The sequence below is a fragment of the Paenibacillus sp. FSL H8-0104 genome (genome assembly GCF_038050215.1).
GTDB classification, from domain to species: Bacteria; Bacillota; Bacilli; order Paenibacillales; family Paenibacillaceae; genus Paenibacillus; species Paenibacillus amylolyticus.
Map to the genome: position 1 here is coordinate 1830808 of NZ_JBBOTC010000001.1, position 16949 is coordinate 1847756.

A 16949-nucleotide genomic window follows, 5' to 3' on the forward strand; every position below is an offset into this window, starting at 1 on the left:
CGATCGAGGATGAACAAAGGAATTCTGTATCTTATGTTATTCATGACTTTTTTAAGTAGCTCAGAAGTGACATACAATCGTAATGCCGTTTCAAAAGAACCTCCTGCATCTCATGCAACAAAGATATTTACTGAGGATGAATTCCAATTTCAGATTAAATCCAAAGATATTACGATTAAATTAGGAAGTACTCGTGAAGAGGTTGAGCAGCAACTTGGACTCCACGTGGATTATTACTACTACACGAATGTCTATCAGTACAAAGATATGAGAATTCATTACAAAGATGGCATTGTGGATGGCATTATGATTGATGGCCCGGCAAAGTTCAAAACGTACAAAACGCCAAGCGGGATAGGTTATGGAAGTACAGTTCAGGAGGTCTTCCAAAAATACGGCAAAAAAGCTTTTATAGATACTAAAAAAGGAAAAGTAAAAAGTATTACATATGTCATGGAGGAAAATAAACAAGGTAATTACCATGTCATACCGTCCTTTGATCATGCAATATTGGAAGGAGGATTTGAGAACATGAAAGGGTTGTCCATGAATTTTGATCAAAAGGGTCGTGTGTCATTCATTATGCTGGCGAGCCATGAGTTTGCCTATAATCCTGAGTTCAACAAGGATGACATACAATAGAGGATTATGGGATTACCTTACATCACTCCCGATCATTGAGGAAATGGGTTTTATTTTTGTTTTCAGCAAGCAACGTACATAATGTCATATCTTGAACCTGGTGCCTTCCGCTATAATCTTCAAGTTATCCAAATGTGGATTGAATGAAAGAACCAGGAGGTACAACGAATTGACGACCAAAAACAAATATAAATCACTCGAATTGGAAACCCCCGGCGTATATGAGCTAGAAGGGCTTGAAGTGGGAGTGACATCGAACTGCAATTATAAATGTGACTACTGCTGCGCCTACAATCGGGATGATGGAGCGTGCATCAATAGTCAGGAAGTCATCCGTATTATTAGTGAGCTTCCTCGTCTCAAGCGAGTGCGATTGTCAGGGGGAGAAGTTACTCTGAAATATCAGGATTGCCTGGAGATTGTGACGTACTGTGCGGCACATGGCATCGATACACAATTGAACAGTAATGCCAGTCTGCTGACTGAAGAACGAATCATGGCGTTGCGTGATGCAGGCTTGTCCAACATTCATATCTCGTTCAATTATACGGATGCGGAGTCGTATGCTACGTACTACCACGTGCATCCTCGCATGTATGAGAGACTGGAGCAGAATATCCATATGTGTACGGAAGCTGGTCTGGAGACGGTGCTGGAAACGTTACTGTTTGAGGGTAACCAAGCGAACATGCAGGCCATTAGCGATAAGGTGTATGATCTGGGTGTGCGCATCCATGAGATCCAGAACAGTATTAAGATGCCGCATACCGACTGGACCCAGATTGTATCCAAAGAGTCCCTTGTTCGATCTGTTACGGAATTAATTAAACATAAAAAGCCAGATACAACGCTCTATTTCACCTGTATGGATCGGTTCGCTGAACAGTTGAATTTGCGCGAACAACCTGGTGTGTATTTCTCTAATTGTGTGGATGGCACGAAACAGCTGCATCTGCACGGCAACGGGGATATTCTCATCTGTGAATTATGCCATCCTGTTGTGATTGGCAACATCTATACTGGAACGTCGTTGAAGGATATTTACGCTCAGCAGCCCCCGGCGTTAACGGAATTCCTGGAGAAGCGGCCTTGTCCCGCGTACGATGCTCTTTTTGCAGATGCATAACAGGAAGACCTGTTGAAGATATGTGATATGAATGTTGAACGAATATGTACACGATATTAGTGGCCTTAGGGTTATATAGATTGAAAATCAAGGTGATCTGATTTCCTCAATGGGAAAACGGATGGCCTTTTTTGATTGAACTATTCATTTACACAATAACAGCGATTGGAAGGTTGTTCTATCATCGTAGTGTCTGTGTGAATATTCTTTAGTTCAATTGATATGGTTTCAGATTCATTTAAGCTACCCAGCCTAATATGGCCTTAAGAACTTAGATGAAGAGGTGAGCTTCACATGATAAAGATTGATGAGAAACCAACCCGGAAAGAACCACATAAACGACCGATCTCTCCAAGAAAGCACAGATGGCTCATCATCACACTTGTCATCGTGCTTGCAGTAGGTGGAATCCTGTACAGCCTGGCTGACCGTTACCTGATCCGGCATGTGCAGGTGGTTGTGGCGGATGAGAACACGGCAACGGTAGCAACGGGCAACGCCAATGATTCCAGCAGTACTACGACCACTACGACTGAAGTGAATGCAACGTCAGATGATTGGAATTATTCGAGTGATGATATGAAAGTCAGTATTGAAAAGGTACAGACAGGATCAGGCTCGGATCAGATTGCGTATTATGTCGCCGATGTTCAGCTAACGGATGCAAGCAGCCTGCGAACTGCGCTAGCGGACAACAGTTTTGGAACGAACATCACCGAGAATACGTCAGAGATTGCTGCTGCCAATAATGCGATCTTGGCCATTAATGGTGACTACTACGGATTCCGTGATGATGGTGTCATTATCCGAAATGGAACGTTGTACCGGGACAGCCCAACGCGGGATGCACTTGCCCTATTCAACGACGGTACGATGAAAACATATAACGAGAATGAAATTTCTTCCTCGGAACTGCTGGCTGAAGGTGCAACCAATACACTATCCTTTGGGCCCATTCTGATTCAAAATGGCGAGATCGTCAGTGATTTTAGCAGTGTGAAAATCGATAACAACTTTGGCAACCGCTCCATCCAGGATACAAATCCAAGAACAGCGATTGGCATGATTGCTCCGAATCATTACGTCTTTGTGGTGGTGGACGGACGGCAGGACAACAGCCGAGGCATGACCTTGGCAGAACTGGCTGATGTCATGAAAGGTCTGGGAGCAACCGAGGCCTACAATCTGGATGGTGGCGGTTCATCCACCATGTATTTTATGGGCAGAGTTGTCAATAACCCGCTGGGGCGTAACCAGGAACGTGGCGTAAGTGACATTTTATATCTGACGGAGGGACAAGGATCATGACGATATTAATTCCATCATATGAACCCGATGTGCGTTTACTGAATCTCGTTTTGCAACTGCAAACCTTTAAACTTGGACCCATTGTGATTGTGGATGATGGCAGTGGCCCCGGTTACCGTGGAATTTTTGAAACGGCAGAAGCGTATGGCTGTACGGTCCTGACACATCCCGTCAATCTGGGTAAGGGCAGGGCCTTGAAGACTGGCTTTCAGTATATTAAGGAGTATGGACCTCAGGGCGGTATAGTGTGCGCAGATAGTGACGGACAGCATCTGCCACATGATATTAAGCGTATCTTCGAAGTGCTACTCGCACAAACCACAACAGGAATTGTACTCGGCAGCCGTCGCTTCAGTGGTAAAATTCCAGCACGTAGCCGGTTTGGCAATACAGTCACAAGGGCGGTCTTTTCCCTCACAACAGGTACCAAAGTATATGACACGCAGACCGGTCTACGCGGTTTTCCCTACTCCATGCTGGACTGGCTGAACCAGATTCCCGGGGATCGGTTTGAATACGAGATGAACATGTTGTTAACGGCACACAAGGAAGGGTATGAGATTACGGAGGAGTTTATTGATACGGTGTATCTGGATCACAATGAGTCCTCTCATTTCCGCCCACTGGTAGATTCGTTCCGGATCTATATGCCAATCCTGATGTTCAGCACATCTTCGGTGCTATCGGCACTGATTGATTTTGGATTACTGTTCGTCATCCAGTATTTGACGCATAATCTGTTTCTGTCGGTTGTCGCAGCAAGGCTGTGCAGCTCCATCTTCAACTACACGATTAATCGAAAGTACGTATTTTCCGCTGGACGAACCTCTAAGGTTCGGCAGTCTTTGCCCAAATACTTCTCACTTGTCCTACTGGTGCTGTTATTAAACTACGGTTTATTGTATTTTTATAATGAAAAATTAATTATCCCGCTGCTCGCAGCTAAGCTGCTGACCGAGGTATCCATCTTCCTGTTCAGCTATTGGGCACAGCGCAGATTTGTCTATTAACTCTGAGGAGAGAGTAAGCCACTGGCTTGCTCTTTTTTGGTTGAAACGGTTTCATATGTACCCCGAAATAGGTTACGATGGAGTGGGATATAAGGAGCCTTATTTTAGGTGAAATGGATGTGGACTGATGTTGAATCGTGTGCGCAAGGACTTGCGTTATTATCTTCAGGAGCATCAGGATCGGAAAAACCGCATTTTGCATTACTTCGCGTTTTTGTCGGCGTTTGTGGCATGGATTTTTTTGTTTATTGATATCAAAGTCACGCTCCTACTCGCTGTCACCCATTACGCTTTATCCTGGATGGGGCACTTCTATTATGAAGGCAATAAACCCGCAGCTTTTCGTTATCCTCATAATTGTAAATATTCTTTAGTTGAACTTATATAAATAAATGTGGGAGGATGATTATGTATCTTCGAAGTGTGGAACTCCTGTCGGCCAAGATCGAGAATCGGAACCAATATCCTTTTGACATCCCCGCGATCCGGTCCTTGGAACGATTGGAGCTCACGAATAACGTTACTTTTTTTGTAGGTGAAAATGGTTCTGGGAAATCTACGCTGCTCGAAGGCATCGCTCATCAATGTGGATTCAATACCGCAGGGGGCGGCAGGAATAATACCTATGAGACACATGCTTCGGAATCCTCGCTCGGGAATTATCTCAGGCTGGCCTGGTTACCCAAAATAACGAATGGTTTCTTCATGCGCTCTGAATCGTTCTATCAATTCGCATCACATGTCGATCAGATGCCGGCATCGCTTCAATATTATGGCGGGCGTTCATTACATGAACAATCACATGGGGAGTCTTTTCTCAGTCTGTTCGTCAATCGCTTCAGTTCCAAAGGCATCTATCTGCTTGACGAGCCCGAAGCCGCTTTATCTCCAGCTAGGCAGCTCTCCTTATTGCGTATCCTTCATGATTTGTCGGGCACTTCACAATTTATTATTGCGACGCACTCACCCATTTTACTGGGGTATCCGGGGGCAGAGATTTTAAGTTTTGACGATAGCCATATTCAAGAGGTAGCCTATGAGGAGACCGATCATTATCAGATTACTCGCAGCTTTCTGGAGAACCGCGACCGGATGCTGAATGAATTATTTAAAGATTAAGTTCTCAGTTTAACAAGGGAAGTCACTCAACCATGCGACATGAAATTTATTTATGAGGAGAGATTGGATGAAAGTAGGTTTGCTTATTGTTGATATGCAGGAGAGTATTGTGCGGAAAAAGATGGATCAGACTTCGATAGACCATGCCTGTGAGTACATTAACCATGTGGCTAATGTGCTGCGTTCGAATGATCATACGGTCGTTCACGTGCAGGATGTGGAGGGCATGGAGGAGGCAGTGTCAGATGAGTATCGCATCATACCCGAGGTGGACGTGAATGAGAAGGATCTCACCGTTACCAAGGAAGCCTCCAATGCCTTCTGGCAGACCGATTTGGAGCAGGTGTTGAAGAGTCATGGAGTTGAATTGGTGATCATCGCCGGTTTTGCCGCAGAGGAATGTGTTCTATTCACCTACAACGGAGCGATGGAGCGAGGTTTCCGGCCGGTGATGTTGCAAAATGGAATTCTTAGCACACATCCCGAAGCAGTGACTTCAACGTACAGAGATCGCAATGTGATCTCATATCCTGTGGTTGATTATCTATATAAGTTCAACTAAAGAGGTTTACACTGAGCACTCCAATGACAGAACAACCTTCCGATCGCTGTTATCCCCAGATTTTTTTGATTCCCTTTTTAAAGGGGAAATCCGGTGATAAAGGCGAACGCTCCGCTTCTTCAGGTTATTTCTGTCTTCTCCGTTTTTGTGTAAAAAGTTTAGTTGAACCTATATAATTCGATAATTATTAGCTAAGTGCTAATGGATATTTGGTGAAAAATAAAGACAAGACCAATAATCGGACTCTTTAGGGAGTCTTTTTTTGTCCAAATGTTCATGTCCACTGTGAAAGTAAGGTTACTCCATGGTTTAAACCAAACTTTGCCTATATCTGCTGTGGTTGAAAGAATATATTGAGAACAGGGCACAGCAAACTCGTTGTGGACATCGGTAATGTCATGTATGGACCACTAGCCAACTCATTAACTGAGGGAGATGTGCAATGAAGATGAATGTACAAATTACGAGTATTTTGGCAGAACAAAAGGAATTGTTCCTCAACCTGTACAACTTGTACTTATATGATCTGTCCGAATTTTCTGGCGAGGATCTACTTGAAGAGGGGAAATATGATCCAACGAACACCTATCTATATCTGGAACGCGATGAATTACATCCGTTTTTGATTCAGTATGAAGGAAAGGTTATTGGATTCGTACTGGTCTGCTCACCTCCATATGTGCCGGAAGGTGTGGATTATACCGTGCAAGAGCTGTTCTTGGTCAAAAAATATCGCGGACAGGGGCTGGCAGCCCAAGCGGTTGACTTGGTTTTTGCTCAATTTGAGGGTACATTCAAAGTGGAACAGCTTGCTAATAATGCGGCAGCAGTTTCGTTCTGGAAAAAATATTATGAGCAACATCAGATAGAATATACTGAGTCTGAATATAACATTGAAATTGACAACATCGCTGGTAGCCACCGGATTTTGTCCCAGACTTTTGTGCGTGAAAGAGAGAAATAATATTTAAATTAGAAGGTGATTAGTATGTTCATTATCGTAGCAACCAAGGGGAGTTTGAAGTGGGTTTCGGGTGTATTCCAGGCAGAAGATGTAGCTAGACAGTATATGGATCTCATACCCGAGGAGCTTAAGGGATTACCAGAAATTCATTCAGATAGAGAACATCACATATCCATTTTATATTATAGAGCGTCAGGATTCTCCATTTAGGTTTCTTGGTAAAGATGAAGTGATTGCACTTTTTGATATAACAGATGTGTCAGAGGATGAAGATGAGGTGCACTTCAATATCTACACGATTGATTCAGATTATAGATCGAACAAACCTGGAACAGATTATATGGGAGCACTGAGGCATGATCATGTGACCAATGAATCTATAGAGATGTACCGAGAAGAAGGAACAGCATTTCTGATTAGACGAAGGATTTTATGAATGTGAGCATTGAGGAAACTAACGATTCAGCACTTTAGTTTACTACCTAATTTAATAAACGAGGATACCTATGGATACGACAACGAGGTGTCCTTTTTTTTGTTATATTTCAGTTCTGATGTGATAGGGAGGAGTAGAAAAATGTATACTGTATGCACCGAAAGTTGGGCTCTAAACTCTTTAACAGACTGGGTTTTGTAGCCATATTTCATGGTCAGTATTTTATGTATACTATTGCTGATCTTTGTGATAAGTTGAGCGAGTAAGATCCAGTAATCATACTATGAGTGAGAGGACTAATATCATGAATTGTGCTAAAAAGCTTGTGACCACTCTATTGATTACAGTTATGTTGTTTTCATCGTTTAATGTAGTATTGGGTGCCGCCGAATCTTCGGCATCAGACATCGAGGGAAACTGGGCAGAAAGCCAAATTACGAAATGGATCGACAAAGGTTTTATTCATGGTTATGAAGATGGCAGCTTTAAACCGAACAATACCATAACAAGAGCAGAGTTTTTCTCATTGGTTAATCGTTCATATGGATTTACTGAAACAGCATCTGTATCCTTCAAGGATGTTACTTCATCTAACTGGGCATATGCTGAGGTTTCCAAAGCTGTAAAAGCTGGATACATAAAGGGTTATAGGGACGGTACAATCGGTGCCAATAAACCCATTACTAGACAAGAAGTTGCAGTTATTATCAATGATCTTCTGGATCTATCGAATGAAGCTAGTACTGGAAATCACTTTACGGATTCCAATATGATAGCCTTATGGGCTAAAAATTCGGTAGATGCTATAGTGGCTAAAGGGATTTTACAGGGCTACGATAATAACTTCAATCCGAATAAACCGATCACTCGTGCTGAAGCAGTCGTTGCGCTGGATCGTTCAGTGAATGCAAGAGCAACGGATTACAGCTTAGCTGGAACATATGGCCCTGAGGCGGGGACGCAGACCATTGATGGGGATGTGCTCATTAGCACGGCTGGGGTTAAATTGAAGAATATGATCATCAAAGGAAACCTATTATTTAGTGAAGGTATCCAAGAAGGAGATGTACACCTTACGAATGTTACGATTAAAGGTGTGACACGGGTAGAGGGTGGGGGCGTTAGTACCATCTATTTAAAAAATACCGTAACATCTACCCTTATTGTTGATAAGAAAAAAGGACCCGTTCTCATTATTGTAGAAGGTTCAACGACAGTTGGAGAAGTAACCATTCACTCCCCTGCTACGCTACAAGAAACGGATATTACGGGGAATGGCTTCGGCAAGATTACATTATCCGAGCGGTTACCTGCGGGTTCAAAAGTAGGTTTGAAAGGAACATTTGATTCCTTAATCATTAAAGGCAGTGGGGTTCAGGTGGATATTCCTGAAGGCCGTATTAAGGACGTTATCGTAGCAGTTACAGCAACGGGGACGACTCTTAACTTAGGCACGGATGCAACGATTGTAAACCTTTTCTTAGATGCAGTCGCTAAAATTCTAGGCACGGGTACTATTGAAAAGGTGACGCTGAGTTCCGTTGCTAAAGGTGGTACGACTTTTGAAACTACAATTCGACTGTTGGATAAAGTCATAAATACAGTGACTCCAGCTACTCCAACTGCTCCTGTGACTTCACCTTCCACTGGAGGAACGGATACAATCGCTCCTACTCTGTCCAATGTAACGAGTGGTCATATTGCAGGTGGAGATCCTGTGGTGGGTAGAAGCAATGAAAATGGGTATCTGTATTTGGTTCCTTCCGCAACACCAAAAACAATCACAAGTTTAAATCAATCTGTTGCAGGATTGTTAGGCAAGAAGCAGTCTGTGATAGCAAACTTAGATGCCACAATTAATACAGTGGGATTAGCTTCAGGTACGTATGTCGTATATGCCGTTGATCTCGCGAACAATATATCGATGGCTTCGGCAGAGATCGTGATTGGTACAAATCAGTTAACCGTTTCGACTCCAGTACTCTCAACCGAGAAAATGTACGATGGAACGTCTTCGGCTACAGTAATAGCAGATTCACTAACCGGAGTTGCTGCTGGAGACCATGTAACCGTGAGTGCAGCAGCCACCTACAATGATGCAATAATAGGCACAGGTAAAACAATAACTGTAGTTTATACGTTGGGCGGAGCGGATGCGGCCAAGTATATTGCGCCTGCAAACTATATAATCCAGACAGGTGCCATTACAGCCGCACAGTTGACGATCGGGGAGCCGATGTTGACTGTTATTGAGAAGACAGATGGAGATTCATCGGTAGTCGTATCTTCCGGTTCCTTAGTTGGGGTTGTTCCAGGTGAGGATGTGACGGTGAGTGCAGAGGCGGTATATGATACAACTTCCCCGCCTAATTCGGCACTTGTAACTGTGGTTTACACAATAGCTGGTACGGATAGTGGCAAATATATTGCTCCAGCTAATAATACGAATTACACTGTTTATGTACAATACACCGGACATACTGGGATTATCCTAGACCTGATAACAACTTCCAAAGAGTATGACGGAACTTTAGCATCAAATGTAGCAGCGGGTTCTAGAGAAGGGGCTTGTCCAGGTAGTGGAATTTGTCCAGGGGAAGACGTAACGGTAGGTGCTTCAGGAGCTTATGATGATACACATGTAGGAACAAATATGAAGATAACCGTATCGTACACTCTATCGGGTAATGGTGCAGGAAATTATTTACCGCCAACCAGTATCGAAGTGAATACAGGTGTGATCACTGCAAAGCAATTGATGATCACGGATCCGACATTAATACTCTCCAAAGTATATGACGGAACTCTTGCAGCAAATGTAACACCAGGAGTATTAACTAACGTGATCTATGGGGATGACGTACAAGTAAATGCTGTAGCGACATACAATAATGCAGCTGTTGGTACCAGTAAAGTAATAACAATTAAGTATACTCTTACAGGGCTTGATGCAGGAAATTATATTGCCCCAGCAACTCAGACGGTTGGTACGGGGGAGATTACTGCTACACCCTGATATTTATGTATGAAGACCATTTTCATTAGTGACTTTTCTGATGAAGGTATAGATGCTAATAGAGTCTCCACTGTCGAATAAGACTGTGGAGGCTTTTTTGATTTTCTGAAAAGAGTAGAATATAAATGGTAGAGTTCAATGCTCAAAATGATTTCGCATTTACCAATACATGGGTTATGATGAATTAAGAGGATTGAACAGATATTGAAGCATGGGGAACTGTAACGGAGGTGCGGGTATGTCGAAGCATCATTTTGTTATTGAAAACAAATCGCAAGTAAACGAAGATATCTATACTTTCTATTCTTGGGACTCTAACGGCGTGATACATGGAAATGGATTAACCACAGAGAATCATGCGACCTTGGAAGACGAATTCATTGCGTACATCTATGATTCCCTTTGCTGGTTGGATACATGGAATCCATCTACCTGTATGAGATGTAGTGGACTGAACAACTATGGATTAACCGTTATTGAAGAGCAGGATGTTTTGTTGAAGTTTCATCAACTGATTCGGGCTTGGATGGATCTATTCAGCCATGCGACGGATCCGATTGTTCTAACAGGGAGTTACTGTGTTGATGGGAAAGAACAGAAGGGCAGTTACGAGAAACTCGTGTACAACAAAGTTGAATTAATCAACGAATTAAACAAGCTTGCGAACATGGCAAAGTACGCTGAGATAAATGGGAAATGTATTGTACATTTTGGAATATGAATCAATAGAAAAGGTTCCTGATTAAAATCGTAAGCTGTTGAAGTAATCCAACAGAGAGGAGCAAGAATAATGACTAGTCGTATTGTAGTTACGGGTGGAGCTATTATTCGAGATCATATGGGGAGGGTTCTGCTGCAAAAGAGATCAGATTATGGAGATTGGGGATTACCCGGTGGTGGTATGGAACCAGGTGAACGAATCGAAGAAACCATGATTAGAGAAGTGAAAGAGGAAACAGGGCTTGAGGTGAATTCTTATGAATTGGCCTCCATCTATACGGGCGAGAGGATGCACTATACGTATCCGGATGGAAATGAAGTAGTATTTGTAATGTTTTTATTTGACGTTATTGCGGAGTTGGAAGGAAAACTCTGTGATGATCAATTAACTCTTTTATTTGAAGATGAACAGAAGGAGTCATTACAGCTTGTTTTTAAAAGCCTGGATGAGATTGATATTTCCACAATTAACAATGTGCAGAAGCCTATATTTGTAGATTTGAAGCAAGGAGAGTCTAAATTGCTACGCCAGTAATTGCGTAAATATAATAGCCCAAAATGAATAGAGGTTAGATTATGGTGAAAAACATGGCAATAATTCAACCTTTTATCCCAGCATTTTCTGTTCAAAATTTGGAGTGGGTTGCTGGGTTGAATCTGTATATAAAACAAGACAAATATTATGAAAATATTTCGATAGCAGATATTACATTTTTAATAAAATTATTAAATGTTACATATGAATTACTTCTTAGATTCACTAATATTGAAAGTTTTCATTATAAGCCTCATGGTGTTCTAGTTCAGATCAGTGGGTTTAAGATTAAAGATCTGAAAGACCACGGATATCATCCGATGAAATATTACGTTGAAGACTATGAGGACGGAATATTAGGATTTTATTGTGAGGATATTGAATTGATACATGTGCAAGAGAGTGAGCACTTAGCTTTGTAAGTCATAGAACATCATAGTTGAGCCTTTTAATAAAGAAAGGAGTTTTTACATTGCCTTGGCCGATGGTACATTTTGCAATTGCATCCGAGTTGATATCCGAGCCATCCCCTGAATTGTTATTGGGGAGCCTTGCTCCTGATTCGATCCATGTAAGAACTAATCTTCGTACAGAAAAGGCAAAAACCCACCTCATGCCGGAGGCAGGAAGATTTGCAACAGACGAAGAACTTAAAGACTTTTTTGAAACCCAAAAGAAGTTAGCTTATAGTGATCCCAAATTCCTGCAATATCTGTGCGGTTACATCGCCCATATCTATACGGATCGCGTGTGGACATTCGATATGTATCCTGCATATGAAGTCCACCCCAATGGAAGAAGCGTGTATACACAGGATGTCACAAAGTTAGAGTTTATGATTCTACAGAATTGGAAAGGGGCCCATGAATGGTTAAATGAGCTGAACGTGGGAAAAGCATTTGATTTAGGTGGATTGCTGGAATCCGAAGTGTATCAGTATAGGGAAGAAAAACTGGAGTTTTTAGTTAACCCTGACAACGAACCTTTGGGTGATTTAAATATGTTATCCATGGAAGCTATGGAAGAGTTCATACATAAAACGGCGTTAGCGCTAAAAGAATTGTATACAAAATGGAATGTGTATGAAGATTTACGCAGCAATGAAGGCACTGCACAAATTCGTTCGCATGCTGCATTCGAAGATCAATGAGATTATTTTAGCTGTAAATGCAGGAAATATTGCGGCACAGCGGTTATATCTGAAAGTAGGTTTCCAGTTAATCTTGCATCATAGAATCACATAAAGGAGGAAGGACATGGACATCGTTATGACGCTTGAACCGCACGGATGGCTGGATATCCTGGTTCAACCTGATCAGGGAGAACAGATTGAGATTCCGGTTTCTTTTTTGTCGGATGCGGTGGATGAGATAGCACGTCAATTCGTTGCATTGCACAAAGGAGCCACGGAGGTAACCATGACTATGCAGACCGAACCTGGAGAATATCGCTTCTGGATCAAGAAACGTTCGCAGGTAATCGTTCAATTCATGGTGTATGAGATGAGTGATAACTTTAGCACGGAAGCCGTTACAGAGGGGCGATTGCTTATGTCTGAGGAGTTATCCTTGGTCAAGTTGACTAAGCTATTTTACAGAGAACTAAGCAGAATGAAGGAAATGGGACCGGAGGAATATCACAAACGGTGGAGTTTTGAATTTCCCCTGAATGCCTATGAGCGGATAGGCAGGGTCGTCCAGATCCGATGAAATCGAATGTGTTTGACGAGAAGGAGGGGTGACATGGTGAACATACATAAGGGAAGATACTCCGCTCAGATTGAGGGAGAATTTGTTGTTTTTATCATCGGAATGAGGATCAATCGTCTGTGGGCTATACACAAATGGTTGCCTGTCTTTAAGTCCATGGGACCGATGATTAAAGAACTGTATATGAATCCGGAGACTGGATTTCTGAGTACAGAGTATTTTATAAGTTGGCGTGGGGTGACGCTACTACAATACTGGCGCTCTTACGATGAATTGGAGAAATACGCACGAGGCGGATTACACTTGGAAGCTTGGAAAAAATTCAACCGATCCATTGGTACTGACGGAACAGTAGGGATATATCATGAAACATACAAGGCTCAGTCGGGTTCCTTCGAGACCATATACGCCAACATGCCCAAATTCGGATTAGCTAAAGCTTCTGACCATGTGCCTTCGACAGGGAAAATGGAGACATCCAGACGCAGAATGGGCGGAGAGAATGACCCGGCCGTGGAAGTACCAGAGAATCCTTAAATAGGTAAAAAGAAAGGGGCATGTTATGAAGGCTAAACTTCGACCAGAAGATATATATTCAAAGCAACTTAGCTGGCTGTGTATTGAACCAATGCTTGTTTCGGTACGGGGCAGAGATATGGCAGCCAAAACAGAGATATACCGAATGTTACACGAAGGGCAACAAGCTTTATTTCTGTTCTATTCCTATCACAATCACACGAAAAGTCTGGCAGAATTTTATTGGTTTTCGGCATATAACATCATTGAGATCAAAAGCTGGAATGGAATAAAAAATGGGATGCACTTTTTTCATTTAGATGAGATGGTTAATGTACTTGAACAGATTGAAAGTCTCATTACGGACAAAAATAAAGTGGGTGAAGAGTGGCTTGAGGTGCTGGCAACAGATCTGGATAAGGACCCAATCTTGCTTCAGAGAACAGAGGTGTTATATGACACCTATCAGACCGTGGCGCAAGCAGCTATTACACATATGAATGAGATGATCCTGCAAAATCGGGATATGTATCTGGAGATTGAGTAAGGTTAACGTAGCACCTCCTTATATTAAAAGAACTGCTCCCATGGAGTGGTTCTTTTTAGTATTTATGCAGTACCGATGCAACAAACTTGCAAAATCATGCAACAAAACGCAATACAGTGGGATTGCCGTAACTATGCTTGTAATATGAGTTGTGAGAGGAGGGGCAAACACATGAAAGTCATTTTTGAAGAGGACACGACAGTTGAAAAAAGGTTAGCCAAGGTCATAACCCATCCTGCGGAGAAGTCGAAGTGGGACCGTATTCAGAAGGCAATCTGTGAATCGGAAACTCAATTAACGGTCATCCATGCCAAGAATAATCGCAATATACAGATCCAGTTGAGCTCAGTGGTTGCCTTTGAATCAGAGGATCGGATGTGCTGTGTCCGGGTGATCTCAGGTGAGAGGTACTTGCTTCATAAACGTCTGAAATTTGTAGAAGAGGATCTGGATGACCTTCATTTTGTAAAAATAAATAATCAAACGATCATCAATACGCGGTACATCACCGCATTCTCTGCAACAGACCAAGCTCGAATTAAGGTAGACCTGAGCGATAGCTCCAGTTACTTCGTCAGCCGATTTTATATTAAAAACTTTAGGGGGAAATTATCATGATTACTCAACTTAGAAATTCTTTTTTTCAAGTATTCACTATAATGACGCTATGGATCACGTTCTTGGCTACAATATTCTTTGGTGATCTGCCCATTCAGATGTCCTATTTATGGAACATAGCGGGTATTGCTTTTATTGCAGCTTTGTTGTTTGGAATGATGTATAACATACTGTGGAACTATTTTACGTTAAAACCGGTATGGAATATCGTCATTTCTTCCACATTCAATATTGCAGGAGGTATGGCGATGGTATGGTTATTCTCGGTAGACATGTTCCAATTCATCGCTCCCTGGTTCCCCGGCATGTGGTTATTATCTATCGTGCTACACGTCATCGCTTTTTATTTTTATGCTAGAATGGATAGCAGGAAAAAAGCGGAAGAGTTAAACAACATTCTCAAGTAGGTAAGGGGAACAAATATGAACGAGGAAGAACTGTTGCAGCTGTACGGATTGGAGCCTAGAACCGTATGATTTTGTTAATTTCTCCAACGCGGAATGGGTCTCACACTATAAATAATATTATGGTGTTTGATTCGGATTTATAAGGTATGGAAGGAGGGGGACTATGCCAAGTTTGCATGACAACATCATATTAAGTTACGAAGTTGATTTAGAGAACAAAAGAATCAGGATGCGTACTCGTTCAAGTCATGATGTGTCGAAAAATATGGATGTTTTATTCTCTGGTGTAATGGCCCATGCGTTTGATACACCGCTGCATGGCAGCATTATTTTGGATCTGGATGAGTGGGAAATAGAGCATTTTATCCCTTATAATCGAGAGTTGTTAGAATCGGGGATGGGTCAGGGGTGGCCTGCCAGTTATGATTCCTATGACGAATTGCAAACTCGGCTGATAGAAGAGAATTACAAGTACATGGTGATCTCATCCTCGTATGGATTGAGTGGTTGGGTTTTGGCAAAGAACGTAGAGATTTCTGTTCAAGAAACGGGGTGAGCGGGATGGAGCGTGAGAACACGCAGCATGGTAGCAAGAGGGGCGGAGGACTAAGAACGGGCATTGTTGTGCTTGTTGTTCTGTTCGTTATTCTAGTCATGACCAATCCAAACGAAGAAGATTTTGTCGCATGGCTTGCAACTGAACATAACATCCATTCTTCGTATGATGTGAATGAAGGCAGGACGTTTACGCAGACGATCGACGGTGAAGAAAAGACGCTTCATTATAAAGGTGGACATATACTGCATATGGGAATATTTTCAACATATAGTTACCTTTTCTCGGATAATGAAGAAAAAGAGATCCAGATTGAAGCGGTCGGCATAATAAATATGTTATTTGATAGATAGGTAGATTGATTGTGGACAGTTACAAAAGTTGAGTGAAAGTTCTGCTGTTAACCACGCGCTTTGCATGATGTAACTCGTGCAGAGAAGCGTGGTTTTTTGCGCGAAATGCGATAGAAACAGAGATGGTTTACTTCGTTTATTCGCAAATTCCACATTATGGGTTATGATGTACCTTGAGAGAAAATTTTACATACATAGGAAGTCTCTATTTTAAATAAAAGTCATTTAAGGTCTTTACCAGGGGAGTGTTATCCATGACTAAATGGAGGGCTGATTATGAAAAAGTTAACCGTAGTTTCAGTATTATTTCTACTTCTGGTGGCCTGTCAGAACCAGGAAAACACTGAAGATGCACAACAATCAATAGATTCCTTGGCTCAAAGTGTCACAGCAAAAGAGACACAACAGGATGAAGAAATATCGACATCCCATGAGAAGGAAGACATCCCACCAGAGTATCTCGATGAAACAAACTATACCGGTGACAAATTGGAAATCGTCAAACTTATGAATGCCCGTATACGTTATTTATACGAAAAGGATGAAATAGCATATATGAGTTTGATTGATCCTGAATCTCCTATATCAGGTATGGGAAGATACAAAGTTCTCAAGGTTACTTCCATGAGCGATATCACTATACAGGAGCAAAGGAAACTCTATCAGGCAGTGGTGATAGTTAATGAGATAAATGAGAACGACGAAGAGTATAGCAATACGATGGTGTTTTGGAAAAAGAAAGAAGATGGCGATAACGCGCAATGGATTTTTGCAGACATTGATTAAGCACAGTAGAACACTGTCT

General features: G+C 42.0%; 21 protein-coding genes. All 21 read left to right on the forward strand.

What is annotated here, in order from left to right:
• Positions 1-9 precede the first annotated feature (9 nt).
• The 21 genes from NST38_RS08260 (at position 10) to NST38_RS08360 (ending at position 16930) form a co-directional block, all read left to right on the forward strand.
• Positions 10-642 carry a hypothetical protein gene (locus tag NST38_RS08260; RefSeq protein WP_076252642.1) on the forward strand — a complete coding sequence of 211 codons (633 nt, stop codon included), beginning with the start codon at positions 10-12 and terminating at the stop codon, positions 640-642.
• Positions 643-811: 169 nt separating this feature from the next.
• Positions 812-1768, forward strand: a complete 957-nt coding sequence (locus tag NST38_RS08265) for a radical SAM protein (protein ID WP_076252640.1) — start codon at positions 812-814, stop codon at positions 1766-1768.
• Positions 1769-2062: 294 nt separating this feature from the next.
• A complete protein-coding gene (locus NST38_RS08270; RefSeq protein ID WP_076252638.1) occupies positions 2063-3076 on the forward strand; it encodes a phosphodiester glycosidase family protein in 1014 nt (337 codons plus the stop codon).
• Positions 3073-4086 carry a bifunctional glycosyltransferase family 2/GtrA family protein gene (locus NST38_RS08275; RefSeq protein ID WP_076252636.1) on the forward strand — a complete coding sequence of 338 codons (1014 nt, stop codon included), beginning with the start codon at positions 3073-3075 and terminating at the stop codon, positions 4084-4086. Before NST38_RS08270 ends, NST38_RS08275 begins: the two co-directional genes overlap by 4 nt.
• A gap of 127 nt (positions 4087-4213) precedes the next feature.
• Positions 4214-4474, forward strand: a complete 261-nt coding sequence (locus NST38_RS08280) for a DUF962 domain-containing protein (protein WP_076252634.1) — start codon at positions 4214-4216, stop codon at positions 4472-4474.
• A 20-nt stretch (positions 4475-4494) separates the two neighbouring features.
• Positions 4495-5205 (forward strand): AAA family ATPase, encoded by a 711-nt coding sequence (locus NST38_RS08285; RefSeq protein ID WP_076252632.1) that lies wholly within the window; start codon positions 4495-4497, stop codon positions 5203-5205.
• Positions 5206-5272: 67 nt separating this feature from the next.
• Positions 5273-5767, forward strand: a complete 495-nt coding sequence (locus tag NST38_RS08290; RefSeq protein ID WP_076252630.1) for a cysteine hydrolase family protein — start codon at positions 5273-5275, stop codon at positions 5765-5767.
• Positions 5768-6209: 442 nt separating this feature from the next.
• Positions 6210-6731, forward strand: a complete 522-nt coding sequence (locus tag NST38_RS08295) for a GNAT family N-acetyltransferase (RefSeq protein ID WP_256720086.1) — start codon at positions 6210-6212, stop codon at positions 6729-6731.
• A 740-nt stretch (positions 6732-7471) separates the two neighbouring features.
• Positions 7472-10183, forward strand: a complete 2712-nt coding sequence (locus NST38_RS08300; protein ID WP_076252623.1) for a YDG domain-containing protein — start codon at positions 7472-7474, stop codon at positions 10181-10183.
• Positions 10184-10421: 238 nt separating this feature from the next.
• Positions 10422-10904, forward strand: a complete 483-nt coding sequence (locus tag NST38_RS08305; RefSeq protein WP_083684639.1) for a hypothetical protein — start codon at positions 10422-10424, stop codon at positions 10902-10904.
• Between the two features lie 69 nt (positions 10905-10973).
• Positions 10974-11438, forward strand: a complete 465-nt coding sequence (locus tag NST38_RS08310) for an NUDIX domain-containing protein (RefSeq protein ID WP_076252621.1) — start codon at positions 10974-10976, stop codon at positions 11436-11438.
• A 41-nt stretch (positions 11439-11479) separates the two neighbouring features.
• The gene (locus NST38_RS08315; protein WP_076252619.1) at positions 11480-11860 is read left to right on the forward strand and encodes a hypothetical protein; all 381 of its coding nucleotides are present in this window, start codon (positions 11480-11482) and stop codon (positions 11858-11860) included.
• Positions 11861-11910: 50 nt separating this feature from the next.
• Complete coding sequence (locus tag NST38_RS08320; protein ID WP_076252618.1) at positions 11911-12588, forward strand: hypothetical protein; 678 nt, start codon at positions 11911-11913, stop codon at positions 12586-12588.
• 106 nt (positions 12589-12694) lie between these two features.
• Entirely contained in the window at positions 12695-13147 is a 453-nt protein-coding gene (locus NST38_RS08325) for a hypothetical protein (RefSeq protein ID WP_076252615.1), read from the forward strand.
• A gap of 33 nt (positions 13148-13180) precedes the next feature.
• Entirely contained in the window at positions 13181-13684 is a 504-nt protein-coding gene (locus NST38_RS08330) for a DUF4188 domain-containing protein (RefSeq protein ID WP_076252614.1), read from the forward strand.
• Between the two features lie 25 nt (positions 13685-13709).
• A complete protein-coding gene (locus tag NST38_RS08335) occupies positions 13710-14210 on the forward strand; it encodes a hypothetical protein (RefSeq protein ID WP_076252611.1) in 501 nt (166 codons plus the stop codon).
• 171 nt (positions 14211-14381) lie between these two features.
• Positions 14382-14828: a LytTR family DNA-binding domain-containing protein gene (locus tag NST38_RS08340; RefSeq protein WP_047842163.1), complete on the forward strand. Its 447-nt coding sequence runs from the start codon at positions 14382-14384 to the stop codon at positions 14826-14828.
• Positions 14825-15235 (forward strand): hypothetical protein, encoded by a 411-nt coding sequence (locus tag NST38_RS08345; RefSeq protein WP_076252609.1) that lies wholly within the window; start codon positions 14825-14827, stop codon positions 15233-15235. Before NST38_RS08340 ends, NST38_RS08345 begins: the two co-directional genes overlap by 4 nt.
• 163 nt (positions 15236-15398) lie before the next feature.
• On the forward strand, positions 15399-15791 hold the full coding sequence (locus NST38_RS08350) for a hypothetical protein (protein ID WP_076252607.1): 393 nt from the start codon (positions 15399-15401) through the stop codon (positions 15789-15791).
• Positions 15792-15796: 5 nt separating this feature from the next.
• A complete protein-coding gene (locus NST38_RS08355) occupies positions 15797-16144 on the forward strand; it encodes a hypothetical protein (RefSeq protein WP_076252605.1) in 348 nt (115 codons plus the stop codon).
• A 276-nt stretch (positions 16145-16420) separates the two neighbouring features.
• Positions 16421-16930 carry a hypothetical protein gene (locus tag NST38_RS08360; RefSeq protein WP_076252603.1) on the forward strand — a complete coding sequence of 170 codons (510 nt, stop codon included), beginning with the start codon at positions 16421-16423 and terminating at the stop codon, positions 16928-16930.
• Positions 16931-16949: the final 19 nt, after the last annotated feature.